The organism is Flavobacterium sp. MMS24-S5 (genome assembly GCF_050320125.1).
Taxonomy (GTDB): Bacteria; Bacteroidota; Bacteroidia; order Flavobacteriales; family Flavobacteriaceae; genus Flavobacterium; species Flavobacterium tyrosinilyticum.
In genome coordinates this window covers 2,237,214-2,251,286 of sequence record NZ_CP190016.1, presented here as the reverse complement: position 1 = coordinate 2,251,286, position 14,073 = coordinate 2,237,214, and the positions used below count along the sequence as shown (strand labels likewise).

General features: G+C 33.5%; 15 protein-coding genes. 6 read left to right on the top strand and 9 right to left on the bottom strand.

Features of this window, described 5'->3' with window-relative positions:
- The first annotated feature begins 80 nt into the window (after positions 1-80).
- On the top strand, positions 81-767 hold the full coding sequence (locus ACPWTF_RS10410; RefSeq protein WP_095928287.1) for a zinc metallopeptidase: 687 nt from the start codon (positions 81-83) through the stop codon (positions 765-767).
- Positions 768-1,173: 406 nt separating this feature from the next.
- On the opposite strand, the gene ACPWTF_RS10405 is transcribed toward ACPWTF_RS10410, so the two are convergent.
- From ACPWTF_RS10405 to ACPWTF_RS10395, 3 genes are all read right to left on the bottom strand, one after another.
- Entirely contained in the window at positions 1,174-1,644 is a 471-nt protein-coding gene (locus ACPWTF_RS10405; protein WP_095928286.1) for an Lrp/AsnC family transcriptional regulator, read from the bottom strand.
- Positions 1,645-2,026: 382 nt separating this feature from the next.
- Positions 2,027-2,776: a uroporphyrinogen-III synthase gene (locus ACPWTF_RS10400; RefSeq protein WP_109190797.1), complete on the bottom strand. Its 750-nt coding sequence runs from the start codon at positions 2,774-2,776 to the stop codon at positions 2,027-2,029.
- 14 nt (positions 2,777-2,790) lie between these two features.
- Complete coding sequence (locus ACPWTF_RS10395; protein WP_250834991.1) at positions 2,791-3,459, bottom strand: DUF4271 domain-containing protein; 669 nt, start codon at positions 3,457-3,459, stop codon at positions 2,791-2,793.
- A gap of 107 nt (positions 3,460-3,566) precedes the next feature.
- Here ACPWTF_RS10395 and ACPWTF_RS10390 point away from each other — a divergent pair, with 107 nt between their 5' ends.
- From ACPWTF_RS10390 to ACPWTF_RS10380, 3 genes are read left to right on the top strand one after another with little or no spacing between them, the layout of a single operon-like run.
- Positions 3,567-4,292 (top strand): polyprenol monophosphomannose synthase, encoded by a 726-nt coding sequence (locus tag ACPWTF_RS10390; protein ID WP_095928284.1) that lies wholly within the window; start codon positions 3,567-3,569, stop codon positions 4,290-4,292.
- A 10-nt stretch (positions 4,293-4,302) separates the two neighbouring features.
- Entirely contained in the window at positions 4,303-5,643 is a 1,341-nt protein-coding gene (locus ACPWTF_RS10385) for a dihydroorotase (protein ID WP_427875374.1), read from the top strand.
- A gap of 9 nt (positions 5,644-5,652) precedes the next feature.
- Positions 5,653-6,060 (top strand): DUF4296 domain-containing protein, encoded by a 408-nt coding sequence (locus tag ACPWTF_RS10380; protein WP_427875373.1) that lies wholly within the window; start codon positions 5,653-5,655, stop codon positions 6,058-6,060.
- A gap of 77 nt (positions 6,061-6,137) precedes the next feature.
- Here ACPWTF_RS10380 and ACPWTF_RS10375 read toward each other — a convergent pair whose 3' ends face one another.
- Both ACPWTF_RS10375 and ACPWTF_RS10370 read right to left on the bottom strand, forming a co-directional pair.
- Positions 6,138-7,139: an NAD-dependent epimerase/dehydratase family protein gene (locus tag ACPWTF_RS10375; RefSeq protein WP_427875372.1), complete on the bottom strand. Its 1,002-nt coding sequence runs from the start codon at positions 7,137-7,139 to the stop codon at positions 6,138-6,140.
- 137 nt (positions 7,140-7,276) lie between these two features.
- The gene (locus ACPWTF_RS10370; RefSeq protein WP_427875371.1) at positions 7,277-8,512 is read right to left on the bottom strand and encodes an outer membrane beta-barrel protein; all 1,236 of its coding nucleotides are present in this window, start codon (positions 8,510-8,512) and stop codon (positions 7,277-7,279) included.
- A 249-nt stretch (positions 8,513-8,761) separates the two neighbouring features.
- Between ACPWTF_RS10370 and tyrS the strand changes: the two genes are divergently transcribed.
- Together tyrS and ACPWTF_RS10360 are read left to right on the top strand one after the other, a co-directional pair.
- A complete protein-coding gene (tyrS, locus tag ACPWTF_RS10365) occupies positions 8,762-10,057 on the top strand; it encodes a tyrosine--tRNA ligase (protein WP_427875370.1) in 1,296 nt (431 codons plus the stop codon).
- Between the two features lie 177 nt (positions 10,058-10,234).
- Positions 10,235-10,579 (top strand): hypothetical protein, encoded by a 345-nt coding sequence (locus tag ACPWTF_RS10360; RefSeq protein ID WP_095928277.1) that lies wholly within the window; start codon positions 10,235-10,237, stop codon positions 10,577-10,579.
- 61 nt (positions 10,580-10,640) lie between these two features.
- On the opposite strand, the gene ACPWTF_RS10355 is transcribed toward ACPWTF_RS10360, so the two are convergent.
- From ACPWTF_RS10355 to ACPWTF_RS10340, 4 genes are all read right to left on the bottom strand, one after another.
- Complete coding sequence (locus ACPWTF_RS10355) at positions 10,641-11,621, bottom strand: acyl transferase (protein WP_427875752.1); 981 nt, start codon at positions 11,619-11,621, stop codon at positions 10,641-10,643.
- Between the two features lie 121 nt (positions 11,622-11,742).
- A complete protein-coding gene (locus ACPWTF_RS10350; RefSeq protein WP_095928275.1) occupies positions 11,743-12,081 on the bottom strand; it encodes a T9SS type A sorting domain-containing protein in 339 nt (112 codons plus the stop codon).
- Positions 12,082-12,289: 208 nt separating this feature from the next.
- Positions 12,290-13,402 (bottom strand): hypothetical protein, encoded by a 1,113-nt coding sequence (locus ACPWTF_RS10345; protein ID WP_427875369.1) that lies wholly within the window; start codon positions 13,400-13,402, stop codon positions 12,290-12,292.
- Positions 13,403-13,616: 214 nt separating this feature from the next.
- Entirely contained in the window at positions 13,617-14,048 is a 432-nt protein-coding gene (locus ACPWTF_RS10340) for a hypothetical protein (protein WP_427875368.1), read from the bottom strand.
- Between the last annotated feature and the right edge of the window lie 25 nt (positions 14,049-14,073).

The following is a 14,073-nucleotide window of genomic DNA, read 5'->3' as shown; positions in this document are numbered from 1 at the left end:
CAAAATGACATTTTGTTAAAATGGTTCGCAATTTGCAGTTTGTTTTGTAAATTTAAAAATCAATCTAAAAACACAAAAAAATGGGATCAGGATATTTAATTATTGCTGGAGCTATCATGCTGTTCAGCTGGCTGGTAAGCTCGCAGCTGAAAAGTAAATTCGAATTGTATTCGAAGTTGCAATTGAGAAACGGAATGAGCGGAAGAGAAATTGCTGAAAAAATGCTTGCCGATAACGGAATCACAGATGTTCGTGTTATTTCGACACCAGGTCAGTTAACAGATCATTATAATCCTTCAGATAAAACAGTAAATTTAAGTGAAGCTGTTTATAACCATCGCAATGCGGCTGCGGCTGCCGTTGCAGCGCACGAATGCGGTCACGCGGTTCAGCATGCAATTGGTTACGAATGGCTTACAATGCGTTCTAAATTAGTGCCTATTGTTAGCGTTGCTTCAAATTATGTACAATGGATTTTAATTGCAGGAATTCTTATGATTAAAGTTTTTCCTGGATTATTATTAATAGGAATCATCATTTTTGCTGCAACGACTTTGTTCTCGGTTATTACGCTTCCTGTAGAATATGATGCGAGTAATCGTGCTTTGGCTTGGTTAGAAAACAAACACATGCTTACGCAAGAAGAGCAGGCTGGAGCAAAAGATGCCTTAAAATGGGCGGCAAGAACGTATGTAGTCGCGGCAATTGGTTCTATAGCAACGTTGTTGTACTATATATCGATTTATTCTGGAAGTAGAAGAAATTAATTAGTTAATTGAGATAATTAGTCAATTAGATAATTTATAGCAACCCGACAGATTTTAAAAATCTGTCGGGTTTTTTGATTAATAGATTACGTATTTTAATGCATTATAAAATATCATCCATAATGCAGTTGTTATAAATATGGCATTTATGTAGCTTTTATTTCCAGATCTGAAATATTTGTAAAGTAGAAATAAGGTGTAGACTATGCTTGCAGGAATAGATAACAAGAAAAAAAGATCACTTACATTTGGTATATGCGGACTGCGAGTCGGCTGAAATGTTTTTATAAGTATAAAAAGTATAAAGTATAGTAAGAAAAATAGAATTGTTTTAAATTCAGGTCGAATATTGGTCATTTATATTTCTAAAAAATTATTTAATTATCAAATTTTCTTATTGGTACATTTATAATTGTATCTGTCTATCAATCTGCTGATCCAGTGAGATAAAGGTTTCAGTTCTCGAAACTCCTTCAATTGCTTGGATTTTGTTGTTCAAAAGCTGCATTAAATGTTCGTTGTCTCGACAGATAATTTTGATCAGAACCGACCAGTTTCCTGTGGTATAATGACATTCTAAAACTTCGGGTATTTTTCTAAGTTCTTTTACGGCTTCTGAGTTTCTGGAAGCTTTATCCAAATAAACTCCAACAAATGCCATGGTATTGTAACCCAGAACTTTTGGGTTTACAGTAAACTTAGAACCAGAAATTACGCCCGATTGTTCCAGTTTTTTTAATCTCTGATGAATCGCGGCTCCAGAAATTCCGATTTTATTGGCGATTTGCAAAATCGGTTTTCGAGCATCTTCCATTAGGTATCGAAGAATCTCTTTGTCGATTCCGTCAATTTCAATTAAGAGGGAGTTGATTTTCATAACTTACAATTTGAAACTATTTTTGTGATTTGGGTTTTGAATAGAAATCAAATGTAATTAAAATGCAGAACAAAAAGAAAATTCCAATTTTTTTAAATTCCAAAAACTAAAAAGCAAACTCCAAAAAATCAAATTCCAAATTCCAAATTGCTTCACCTGTTCATTACCGCTCGAGTCCAAATTTCAAAATTCAAATATAACCCGTGGTTTCAACCATGGGAGACGTATAGCATAGATCTCAAATCCCAAATCCCAAAATTTAAAATATAATCCTTGGTTTCAGCCACAGGACAAATCGTGAAAATCCTAAAAACAAAAAATCCAAATCCCAGTGATTAGTTGGAATTTGGATTTTTAAAATTTGTATATTTTTATTCTTAGGTTATTTTCCTTTGTTGGCTTCTGCTACGTATTTTTCTAAAGCCATTGTCATAGAAGGAGTTTCAGGAGTTGGAGCAAGAATATCAATTCTTAAACCATGATCTAAGGCTTCTTTCTGAGTAGTGCTTCCAAATACAGCAATTCGGGTATCATTTTGTTTAAAATCTGGGAAATTTTTAAACAACGATTTGATTCCTGTTGGGCTGAAAAAAGCTAAAACATCATAATAAACGTCAGCTAGATCAGATAAATCGCTCATTACAGTTCTGTAGAAAATAGCTTGTGCCCAATCTACTTTTAAACTGTTTAAGGTAACAGGAGCATCTGCATTTAATTGGTCAGATGCAGGAAGTAAAAACTTCTCGTCTTTGTACTTCTTAATTAGCGGAGATAAATCTGCAAAATCTTTTGCTCCAACGTAAATTTTACGTTTTCTGTACACAACATACTTTTGAAGGTAGAACGCAACAGCCTCAGATTGACAAAAATACTTCAATCCTTCAGGAACTTTGTAACGCATTTCATCAGCCACTCTAAAAAAATGATCTACAGCATTTCGACTTGTTAAAATGATCGCAGTGTAATGATTAAGATCGATTTTTTGTAATCGAATCTCTTTTGCGCTAACCCCTTCTACATGAATAAATGGTCTGAAATCAATTTTTATTTTGTGTTTTTGTTGGAGCTCAAAGTAAGGAGAATTCTCCACTTTAGGTTCAGGCTGTGACACCAAAATTGTTTTCACTTTCATATTATAAATATTTACTAAGCACTCCCTTTTGCTATCCAATAATAGAGAAAATAATAAGGGGCTATTTCAAGAGCGCAAAGATACAAAATAAAATAAAATAACTTACCGATAATTACGTTTTGATACGTTTTAATTGAAATAAAGTAAGAGTATACACTAATACACAGGGAAATACCTATGATTGCTAGCGGAATAATCTGCGGAATATTGTTGTAATAGAACAAAATAGCATTGATTGGAAGGATTAAAACGCCAATATAAGTCCTGTAAGTTACTTTTTGTAGATTAAATAGCTCTACAAAATCGTCAATATTGAATGAAGCTGCTACAATTTTTTCGATTAAATACTTTCCTAAAATGAAATAAAGCAAAAAAGTGGCAATCTGAATAAATAGAACCCAGTCGGTTTTTGAAGCGTAACCAAAACTATTCATGGTAAGCAGAATAAAAAAGGCAAACGATACAATTTGTACAAAAAATAAACCAACCGTAAAGCTGTTTTTCATGTGGCTGTTGTCTCGATAAATTTTAGCGTATTTATCAGAAAAAATAAGTTTACTAAACTCACTAAATCTTGTTTCGTAAGCAGATTTTGTCATGGCAACAACGGCAAAGGTCACCACAAATAAAAGTGTTGCCCAGTCCTTGTTTTCGATTATTCGAGGATGAAGTTGTTCAATCATAGCGATACAAAATTAGTAATTTTTTGATGCAATACTTTTATTATATATTTATTATGAATCAAATGCTATAAAAAGTTTACTTTTGCGATGAAATTACCGAGAAAAAAATGAATGATAGTATTGTCATAATTCCCACTTATAACGAAATTGAAAACATAGAAAGTATAGTAAGAGCTGTACTTTCGCAACATAAATCTTTTCATCTGCTGATTATTGATGATAATTCTCCAGATCATACTGCTAAAAAAGTGATCGCTTTACAGGAAGAATTTCCAGGAAAACTTTTTTTAGAGCAAAGAACAAAAAAGTCTGGATTAGGTACTGCGTATGTTCATGGCTTTAAATGGGCTTTGGAGCGCGACTATCAATTTATTTTTGAGATGGATGCCGATTTTTCGCATAACCCAAATGATTTAGAAAAATTATATGATGCTTGTCATTTTGGCGGAGCAGATCTTGCAATAGGATCTCGTTATGTAACGGGTGTAAATGTGGTAAACTGGCCTCTTAGCCGAGTTTTGATGTCTTACTTTGCATCTGTTTATGTGAAATTTATCACCGGAATGAAAATTCATGATGCTACTGCAGGTTTTGTGTGCTATAAAAGAGAGGTTTTGGAAAAAATCAATCTGAACAAAATAAAATTTGTCGGATATGCGTTTCAAATCGAGATGAAGTACAGAACCTATTGTGCTAAATTTCAAATTACCGAAGTCCCAATTATTTTTACAGACCGAACAAAAGGAGTTTCTAAAATGAGCAATGCCATTATTAAAGAAGCGATACTTGGAGTAATTTCACTTAGAATAAGAAAATTAGTCAATTCATTATAAACCAACCAAAATGAACAGGATTTTAATAAAGAATGCCAAAATTGTAAACGAAGGGACAATTGTTGAAGGTGATGTTTTAATTGAAAATGATCTGATTGTTGAAATTGCAGACAGCATTTCATTAAAAACTTCAGATTGTATTGTAATTGATGCTGAAGGAAATTATTTAATGCCTGGCGCGATAGACGATCAAGTGCATTTTAGAGAACCAGGATTAACACATAAAGGCGATATTGAATCTGAGTCTCGTGCAGCGGTTGCGGGAGGAATTACTTCTTTTATCGAACAGCCGAATACAGTTCCGAATGCGGTTACTCAGGAAATTTTAGAAGATAAATACCAAATTGCTTCTCAAAAATCATTTGCGAATTACTCGTTTATGATGGGAGCAACAAATGATAACTTGGAAGAGGTTTTAAAAACAAATCCAAAAAATGTTGCTGGAATTAAAATTTTCTTAGGTTCATCTACAGGGAATATGTTGGTTGATAATGAAGCTGTTTTGGAAAAAATTTTTTCAAGCACTCCAATGTTAATTGCAGTTCACTGTGAGGATGAGACTACGATTAAAAATAATTTAGCAGCTTTTAAAGAGCAATATGGAGACGATGTTCCAGTTACGGCACACAATTTAATTAGAAGTGCAGAGGCTTGTTACATTTCTTCTTCAAAAGCAGTTGCTTTGGCTAAAAGAACTGGAGCAAGATTGCATATTTTCCATCTTTCAACTGCAAAAGAAATGGAATTGTTTACGAATAAAATTCCATTAGAAGATAAAAAAATCACCGCTGAGGTTTGCGTGCACCATCTTTGGTTTACAGACGAAGACTATAAAACAAAGGGAAATTTCATTAAATGGAATCCTGCGGTTAAAACTGCCGAAGATCGTGCAGAACTTTGGAAAGCCTTAAACGACGGAAGAATTGATGTGATTGCAACAGATCACGCTCCTCATACAAAAGAAGAAAAACAGCAGTCTTACTTGAATGCGCCTTCTGGAGGTCCGCTTGTTCAGCATGCAGTTGTAGCAATGTTCGAAGCGCATCATCAAGGGAAAATTAGCGTGGAGAAAATTGTGGAGAAAATGTGCCACAATCCGGCTAAGATTTTTAAAATAGAAAAAAGAGGTTTTATTAAAGAAGGATACCATGCCGATTTGGTAATCGTAAATCCAAGTTTACCTTGGAGCGTGAAACCAGAAAACATTTTATACAAATGCGGATGGTCTCCATTTGAAGGTTTTACTTTTAAATCTAGAATCACACATACTTTTGTAAACGGTGAATTGGTTTATACTAACTTTAAAGTAAAAGATACCAGAGCGGGTAAAAGATTATTGTTTGACAGATAAAAAGCAACTATGAAGAATTTTATAGTAATAATATTGGTTATATTTCTTTCTATAAGCTGTAAAAAGGATGTTGTAAAACAGCCTGCAAAGCTTATCGAGAAAGATAAAATGATTGATATTATGTATGATTTATCTCTTTTGGAAGCAATGAGATATCAGAAACCGTTGTCTTTGGATTCTATAGAAAATGATCCGACGAAGTTTATTTTGAAAAAATACAAAGTAGACAGTCTTCAATTTGCTCAAAACAACATGTATTATGCTTCAGATTATGAGAATTATAAAGACATGTTTGATCAAGTGAACAAAAGGATTTCTGTAAACCAGCGAGCGGCAGATTCTTTAGCTAAAATTGATGAGAAAAAGCAGCTAAGGAAATTAAAAAGAAAGCTCAAGAAGTTTCAAAAGATTCGGTGAAGAAAGTAACTCCTAAGGTTAATATCGATTCTATAAAAAGAGCTCACATGCAAATGCAAGACAGAAGAAAAAAACGATTATAGTTTAGAACTGTCCTTAATATATTGATGAATATTAGTAAAAACCGTTCCTAGAGCGGTTTTTATTTTTTCATTACTATACAGATTTTTTGAGTACGAAGCTTTTGCTGTTGCTTTTGTAATGCTTCTTTTTCTGAAAAATAAAGTAGAAAATATTCCATCAGTAATCCATAAGAAATTCATTAAGAGAGGCTTTGCATGAGTGTGAGGTCTTTTTGCTTTTAAAGCATCAGAAACGGTGTCTAAAAGATCTTTAAAAACAATATTGTCTGAGATAAGTGTGAAACGTTCGTTTTTTATTTCGCTTTTCATCAATTCAAAACTTATTTTTGCAACATCGTCAACCGAGATAAAACCAGTGCTTCCAAGTGTGTAGAATGGAAGTCCTTTTGAAACTTTTCGATAAATTTCACTACTGCCTTCATCAAAAATATCCATCATTTTTGGCGTGCATAAAATAACTCCCGGATTTACAATAATAACATTTAAGCCTTCTTGATGCCCTCGCCAAACTTCCATTTCGGCACCATATTTAGAAATGGCGTAATCGCTGTGTGGTTTCTCCGGATTCCAATCGGTTTCTTCGGTAATGTGTGTTTCGTGAGGAGCAATATCGCCTAAAGCGGCAATCGAACTGATATAGCAAAATTTTTCTACTTCTTTGGCAATGGCAAAATTGACCATGTTGGCCGTTCCTTCGATATTGGTTTTTCTAAGGATTTCTTCGTCTTTTGGTTCAAACGAAATAAAAGCTGCGCAATGATATACTTGTTTAATATCGATAAAAGCAGTTTCGAGTGAAGGTACATCTAGAATATCGGCTTCAAGCCAATTAATTTTTTCAAACAAATCTGCTTTTTTATAAAAATCAAAAACCGATTTTGTTTTTTCAATTTTGTTTTCACTTCTGTAAATAGCCCGAACATTTTCTCCATTTTCTATTAAATGAAGCAATAAATGTGCGCCAACTAAACCAGTTCCTCCAGTTACTAATATCATGTTGTAAAGATAGTACTTTTGTATAAATGAGGTCTGGTTACAAAGGGAGTTGTTGATAAAATTAGATAAAAAAACAGTTTAGAGAAATCATTAATTTCTGTAAACTGTTTAATTATTAAGTCGTGAAAAAAATTGGCTTAAAATATCGTGTATGAAAAGATAAAATCAACAGAGCCATAGTTTGCAGCAAGATCGCTATACTCGCTCATTAAATCTTTTTTGGTATTTAGTCTTGCTTCCACACCAAATTTATCTCTAAAATTATATCCAAAACCAAAGGCTAGATTAGATCCCGCTGTACTTTCGCTAACTCTATCTTTATCATAGACAACTTTACTTTTGCCCGCATCGAAGGTAAATCCTGCGTTGATAAAGAATTTTGAATTTTTGTTCAAGAAAAGGTAGTGGCGAATTCCCATCGGAATCTGTATTCCGCTGTATTCTACATCTACGTCATGTTCCTCTAAAGGAGATGTAGGGAAAAGACCAGGAAGGCTGTAGCTTTTTTGATTTTTGTATTTCTGGTATGTCGGATTTAAAAATACGCTCCATTTATTTTTGTTGAATGGAAGAATATATTCTGCTTCAATACCGATTTTAAAATTCGTTTTATTGTCTAATTTTATATTGCGGTACGGAAGACTTTTACTGTCCATGGATAAAGAAATTAAGCTTATTCCAGGAGTAATTTTAATATGGAAAATGTTTTTCTCTCCATCAGCCGATGTTTTTTTAGTTTCCGTAGCAGGAGAAATATTGTTGAATTTTATAAAATATTTCGTCAAATCAGATTTTGTGTAAGACAAGTTTTTAATATCGTTATCAGTAATGTTTGACGATCTTACATTTAGGTTTAGCTGTTGCTTATAATATGTGTTCTCCTTAATATTTTTGCTAGCGTTTTCATTTTGTGTTTCAATGTATCTAAGGTACACAAGCTGTTCAAGAGGCACTTCTTTTGTTTTATAAAAGTATCTGAAAAGATTGGCTTCTCTATAAGAATATAATGAGGCTTCGCCCGTAACTAAAACACGAAGAAAAAGAGTGCTTTCTTCCCAAACTGGTTTTCCTGTTTGTGATATTTTGGATAAATCATCAGTGGAACGATCTATCTTTACTTTTGCTCTTTTGAAAGTAATATTGTCTCCAATTCCAAATTCAGAAACGTTTGCAATAGTTTCGGTTACATAGTCCTTGTCGTTTGGATTTATTTTGTATCTAAAATCGGTTGGGTTGTCTTTCCAGTCTAAGTTTCGGATTAAACATTCTGTTCGATTTCCGTTGTTGGAAATAAAGTATCCTTTTTCAAAAGTAACCTGTGCATTGATGAAAGTGCAACAAAGTAAAAGAATAAGTAAATAAGTTTTTTTCATTATGGGTAGTTTTTTTGGGAGGCGAAACTAAAGAAAAAACAAAATACTTTTTTACGTGTTTCCGTAAATTGATTTGTTTAATATACTCCAGTCTGCTTTTTAGAAAACAAAGTGTCTAAATAATGCATTTAACAAACACTTTGCTTAAATTTTATAAAAATAAAAAACTTTGTGCCTTAGTGTCTTCGTGGCAGACTTTTTTGATATTGCCATTGACATTGATTACATTTGCGCAAATTATTTAAAAAAATGAAGAATCTAGTTGAAGAATTAAAATGGCGCGGGTTATACCATGATAGTATGCCTGGAACGGAAGAACAATTGCTAAAAGAAGCAACCACTGCCTATATCGGTTTTGATCCAACGGCAGATTCACTGCACATCGGAAGTATGGTTCAGATTATTTTATTGGTTCACTTAAAGAATTTTGGTCACAGACCGATTGCTTTAGTAGGTGGAGCAACAGGAATGATTGGTGACCCTTCTGGTAAATCTGATGAAAGAAACTTGCTTGATGAAGTAGCTTTGGCTAAAAATGTAGCTGGAATCAAAAGTGTTTTGTCTCGTTTCTTGGATTTTAATTCAGCCGAAGCAAATGCGCCAGTGATGGTGAATAACTACGATTGGATGAAAGAATTCTCTTTTATTGATTTTGCACGTGAAGTTGGAAAAAGAATCACTGTAAATTATATGATGGCTAAAGATTCTGTAAAAAAGAGATTTAGCGGAGAAGGTGAGGGAATGTCTTTTACAGAGTTTACATACCAATTAATTCAAGGTTACGATTTTTATCATTTATATAAAAACAACAATTGCATTCTGCAAATGGGAGGTTCTGACCAATGGGGTAATATTACCACAGGAACAGAATTAGTGCGCAGAATGGGAGGAGAGAATGCAAAAGCGTATGCTTTAACAACGCCTCTAATTACAAAAGCAGACGGATCTAAATTTGGAAAATCTGAAGGTGGAAATGTTTGGTTGGATGCTGATAAAACTACTGTATACAAATTTTACCAATTTTGGGTAAACACAACAGATGTTGATGCAGAGAAATACATTAAAATCTTTACTTTCTTAGATAAAGAAGCTATCGATGGATTAATTGAAGAACACAAAGCGGCTCCTCATTTGAGAGTTTTACAAAAGAGATTGGCAGAAGAAATCACCGTTTTTGTTCATAATCGTGAAGAATTAGAAAAAGCAATTCAGGCTTCAAATATTTTATTCGGAAATTCAACTGCCGAAGATTTGAAGAAATTGGATGAAGCGACTTTTTTAGAAGTTTTTGATGGAGTTCCGCAAGCTGAAATCGCAAAAGCTGATTTAGAAAACGGATTGGATATCATCACGGTTTTAAACGAAAAAACAGGTTTCTTTAAATCAAATGGAGAAGCGAGACGTGCTTTGACAGCAAACTCAATTTCTGTAAATAGAGAAAAAATCAAAGAAGATTTTGTTTTAACAGCAAATGATTTAATTAACGATCAGTTTGTTTTGTTGCAAAGCGGAAAGAAAAATTATTTTGTAATCCGCGTTGTTTAAAACGTTTAACTCTTTAATTGATCAATTGTTTTAATCAATCTCTAAGAATCTTGTAAATTAAATATATAAATCCCAATGTTCGGAAAGGATGTTGGGATTTTTTATTTTAATTCGCTGACAATGAAAATATAAAACTTTTTTTATTAAGTTTATTCCCTAAAAACTAACAAAACGATTATGATTGGAATTTTACTTATTTATTGGATTTGGAAAGGGTATACCAATTTGGCTCTTGAATATGATAAGAACAAATGGGGTTATTTCGGAATTGGAATAGCGTCTTATTATGGAGGCACTCTTGTTTCTGGATTTGTTGTTGGACTTTTATCCGTTCTTATCAGCGGTGTTGAAAATGTAAACGATGACAGTTTTAGCAATCCAGGATGGAATATACTTTTTGTGCTTTTTGGCGCTTTGGCTTGCTATGGAGTTTACAAACTATTAGAAAGCAAAGGTGAAAAAGAAAAAGCGCTTCAAAAAAGAGAAGGGATTGAAAGTATCGGTGTAATAGAGGAGAATTAATTTTGTTTAACTGTTTAATCGATTTTTTTTGCGATTAAACAAGTCAACGATTAGACTTTTTTTACAAAACCATCAAATTACAGCCACGAATATCAGAATTATCAAAACGTCCCAATACTTCAAAAGAGTTGTTGGGATTTTTTTTGCCTAAATCCTGCGTAGCAATAAAAGAACAGGAATTGATATTGGCTAAATCAATTACATTGATTCCACCAGTTTTTCCGTCTTTCACGTAAGTGAGAGCATCTTCGGGATCTCGAACCAAAATATGCATCCAAGAAGGGCATTCAAAGACACCTTCGCCTAAAGAATAGGCTTGCGCTAAAAGCTCGGTCATTCCGTATTCTGAATGAATAGAAGAAACGCCGAAACCTTTACAAAGTATTTCATGTAATTCTTCACGAATCATTTCTTTACGTTTTCCTTTCATTCCTCCAGTTTCCATAATAATGGTATTTTGAAGGTTGAATTGGTGTTTTTCGATCAAATCTAATAAAGCGTAAGTCACCCCAATTAGAATTACATTTTGACCCGCTTCGTCCAATTCAAGAAGTTTTTTGATTAAGTCGTCGTGGTTGTGCAAATAAAACCCACTTTCAGGCTGATTAGAGAGTTTTATTAAATCTTCTACCATGTAAATTAAAGAAGAGCCTTTGCGTTCTAAATAAGATGGCAAAAGGGCTAAAACAACGTAATCTTCGATATTGCCGTAAAATTGCGAAAATCCTTTGCGGTAACTTTCCTCATATAGGGAAATATCGGTCACTAAATGTTTGCTTGTAATCATTCCAGTTGTTCCACTGCTGGTAAAAGTTACTTGTGTCGGATCTGTATTAGAAACAACATCATGACTTTTGAAAAACTGAATGGGTAAAAAAGGAATTTGCTGCAGTGATTTTACTTGTTGCGGATTAACATTTAAAAAATCACAAAAATCACGATAAACTTTGTTGTTCTCGTGCTGAAAACGAAACACTTTTAATGCTATTTTTTCAAATTGTTTCTGACTTGAAATGGTAAAGATATCGTTGGCTGTGATCAAAACTTTTTTTTGCAAAGATATTGTTTTTTAGTGTTCAGTTGCAGTATTCAGTCACAGTTTTCAGCAAAGTATGTAAACTGAAAACTGCTACTGAAAACTAAAAAAAGCTCCAAAGGAGCTTTTATCTTATAATGAGTTTTCGGGTTGCCGATGCATTTTGTTCGCTTATTTTGATGATATAAACACCTGGCGGTAATTCTGCAACACTTAGCTCTCTTGATACTAAATGAGCTTGCAATACTTTTTTGCCTAAGATGTCAAACACAATAATTTCTTTCTCTAAATCGTTTTTAGATGAGATATAGACTTTTCCGTTTGTAACTGGATTAGGATACAAGCTAAGACCCTCGATAGAAGTAGATTCTTGAGTTTTTGGTAATTGCTTGCTGTCCTGAGCCGAAACGCTTACAGTGAAGAAAAATGCCAATAAGAAAGTAATATAAAAGTAGTTTTTTGCCATCGCGTGTATTTGATTAATGTAAATATACAAAAAAAATTACAAAAAGTACGCCAAAAAAAAACATCCTAAAGAATTAGGATGTTTTTAACATTATGTTTTCGAAGCGATTAAGAGATTGCATTACTTTAGAGGCAATTTACATTGCTAAAAAGCAAAAAAAAAACACCCTAATAAAATTAGAGTGTTTTTACTATTTTTTGTTTTCTTATTATAGACCTTTTGTCCATCCAGCAGCCCAAGTTGGAACTCCTGATCCGTTTCCTGCTCCAGTTGCAGTTGTAGATTCTGTATAAACTTTAGATACATCAGCAGTAAGTTTTCCTGTAGTTGTACCTTTTGATTTAGTAGGAACGTCTTCAAATTTAACGTTAGTAGCTAATAAGTCAGCTCCAACATATGAGATAGTTTCGTCATGTTCTACGTCAAATCCAGTTTTCCAACCTTTTAATACAACGTTATCAAATTTACCTTTTGTACCAACTCTTAATTTGAAAGCTTGAGACTCTGCACTTGTGTCAGTAGATCCGAAACCAATTAAAGTAAGGTTTTTGATAGTTGGGAAAGAAATTGGTGTAGCTAAGTGGTTGTTAGAGTTGTTATCAGCTTCGATACCTCTGTTACCAGCGTTAGTTCTGATTCCGTAGAAGTTTTCTCCTGTTCCACTCCATCCTTCAGTCCAGTCAAATAAATCATCACCTACAGCTGTATTGTCTTTATTAGAAACTACTAAGTGAGATGCATTTACAGTTCCACCAAACCACTCGAATCCGTCGTCAGAGCTTTCGTAAATTTGTACATAATCAATAACAGTTCCGTTTCCAACTCCAAATAAAGAAAGTCCGTTGAATTCTTTGTCACTGCTGTAAGAGAAACCTGGGTACTCAATTCTTAAATATTTAATTGATCCAGAGTTGTCGTTAGCTACAGTTCCACCGTAAGTTAACTCAGAAACTTCAGCACTAGCAGTAGTTCCTTTGTTGATAGGTGCTTTTCCACAGATTACTAAACCACCCCAAGCAGCTGGTTTTTTAGTTTCTGAAGTCATAATAACTGGACTAGCAGCAGTTCCTTGAACGTCGATTTGTCCTCCTTGTGCTACAGCAATATATCTTACTGCTTGTAATTGGTCAGCTGCTACTGCAGTTGCTTCAATGATAACTCCAGGTTTGATTGTAAGTTTAGCAGTGTTTTTAACTACTAATTTCCCTGTTAGTTTATAAGTTCCAGATTCTAATACTACCTCTCCGCTGTTGATTTCTCCTTGTAAGTTATCTCTAACTACTACGAAATCAGATTTTGGTCTCCTCGTTTTTGTTGTCATCACTTGAGCAAGAAGTTGTAAGTGTTGCAAGCGATAATGCAGCTAAACCGAAAATTGTTGAAATTGTTTTTTTCATTACTTTTTTAATTAGTTTGTGTTTATGCAAAGATTAGAACTTAAGCTTTAATCAACGTTAAGCCGTTGTCATCTATTTGTTATGTGTTTTTTATTCTAACGTTAAGGAATTGATAACTCAATATTTCCAGTATGTTTCTTAGAATTGGTAGTTCATTCCCAATCCGAATGTCAGACCTTTTTTGTAGTTGAAAACCAATACGTCTCCACCTGCATTTTCTTGAACTCTTTTGAATTCTGGATTCAATAAGTTTCTTGCTCCAAAATCAATTCCAAAGCTTTTAGTCAATTTTGTTTTTAAAATAAGGTCTAAAGATCCCATTGCTTTGTCAACTAAATTTCCTTTTCCTTCGTTTCCAATTGCGTAAAGCTTATCAGAATAATGGTTGTAAGCAAGAGTTGCCATAATTCCAGAGTCGTTTTTGAAGTTTTTAGTATACGATAAATCAGCATTTAAAATCAAATCTGAAGCTCCTGTAAATCCTGAACTACTATCTGTAGTGTTGATGTTTAATCTTCCATCTGTTTCATTTCTAACTTTTTCCGCATCAATGTCTTGATGTGTTTTCATTAAAGAAGCATTAAATCCAACAGAA

Bases quoted from the DNA above. Each gene is read 5' to 3' on its own strand.
- ACPWTF_RS10405 (WP_095928286.1), bottom strand. From the start codon at position 1,644: ATGAAAATCAACTCCCTCTTAATTGAAATTGACGGAATCGACAAAGAG.
- ACPWTF_RS10340 (WP_427875368.1), bottom strand. From the start codon at position 14,048: ATGAAAACACATCAAGACATTGATGCGGAAAAAGTTAGAAATGAAACA.
- ACPWTF_RS10390 (WP_095928284.1), top strand. From the start codon at position 3,567: ATGAATGATAGTATTGTCATAATTCCCACTTATAACGAAATTGAAAAC.
- tyrS (WP_427875370.1), top strand. From the start codon at position 8,762: ATGAAGAATCTAGTTGAAGAATTAAAATGGCGCGGGTTATACCATGAT.
- ACPWTF_RS10380 (WP_427875373.1), top strand. From the start codon at position 5,653: ATGAAGAATTTTATAGTAATAATATTGGTTATATTTCTTTCTATAAGC.
- ACPWTF_RS10345 (WP_427875369.1), bottom strand. From the start codon at position 13,402: ATGACAACAAAAACGAGGAGACCAAAATCTGATTTCGTAGTAGTTAGA.
- ACPWTF_RS10350 (WP_095928275.1), bottom strand. From the start codon at position 12,081: ATGGCAAAAAACTACTTTTATATTACTTTCTTATTGGCATTTTTCTTC.
- ACPWTF_RS10400 (WP_109190797.1), bottom strand. From the start codon at position 2,776: ATGAAAGTGAAAACAATTTTGGTGTCACAGCCTGAACCTAAAGTGGAG.
- ACPWTF_RS10395 (WP_250834991.1), bottom strand. From the start codon at position 3,459: ATGATTGAACAACTTCATCCTCGAATAATCGAAAACAAGGACTGGGCA.
- ACPWTF_RS10370 (WP_427875371.1), bottom strand. From the start codon at position 8,512: ATGAAAAAAACTTATTTACTTATTCTTTTACTTTGTTGCACTTTCATC.
- ACPWTF_RS10375 (WP_427875372.1), bottom strand. From the start codon at position 7,139: ATGATATTAGTAACTGGAGGAACTGGTTTAGTTGGCGCACATTTATTG.
- ACPWTF_RS10360 (WP_095928277.1), top strand. From the start codon at position 10,235: ATGATTGGAATTTTACTTATTTATTGGATTTGGAAAGGGTATACCAAT.
- ACPWTF_RS10385 (WP_427875374.1), top strand. From the start codon at position 4,303: ATGAACAGGATTTTAATAAAGAATGCCAAAATTGTAAACGAAGGGACA.
- ACPWTF_RS10410 (WP_095928287.1), top strand. From the start codon at position 81: ATGGGATCAGGATATTTAATTATTGCTGGAGCTATCATGCTGTTCAGC.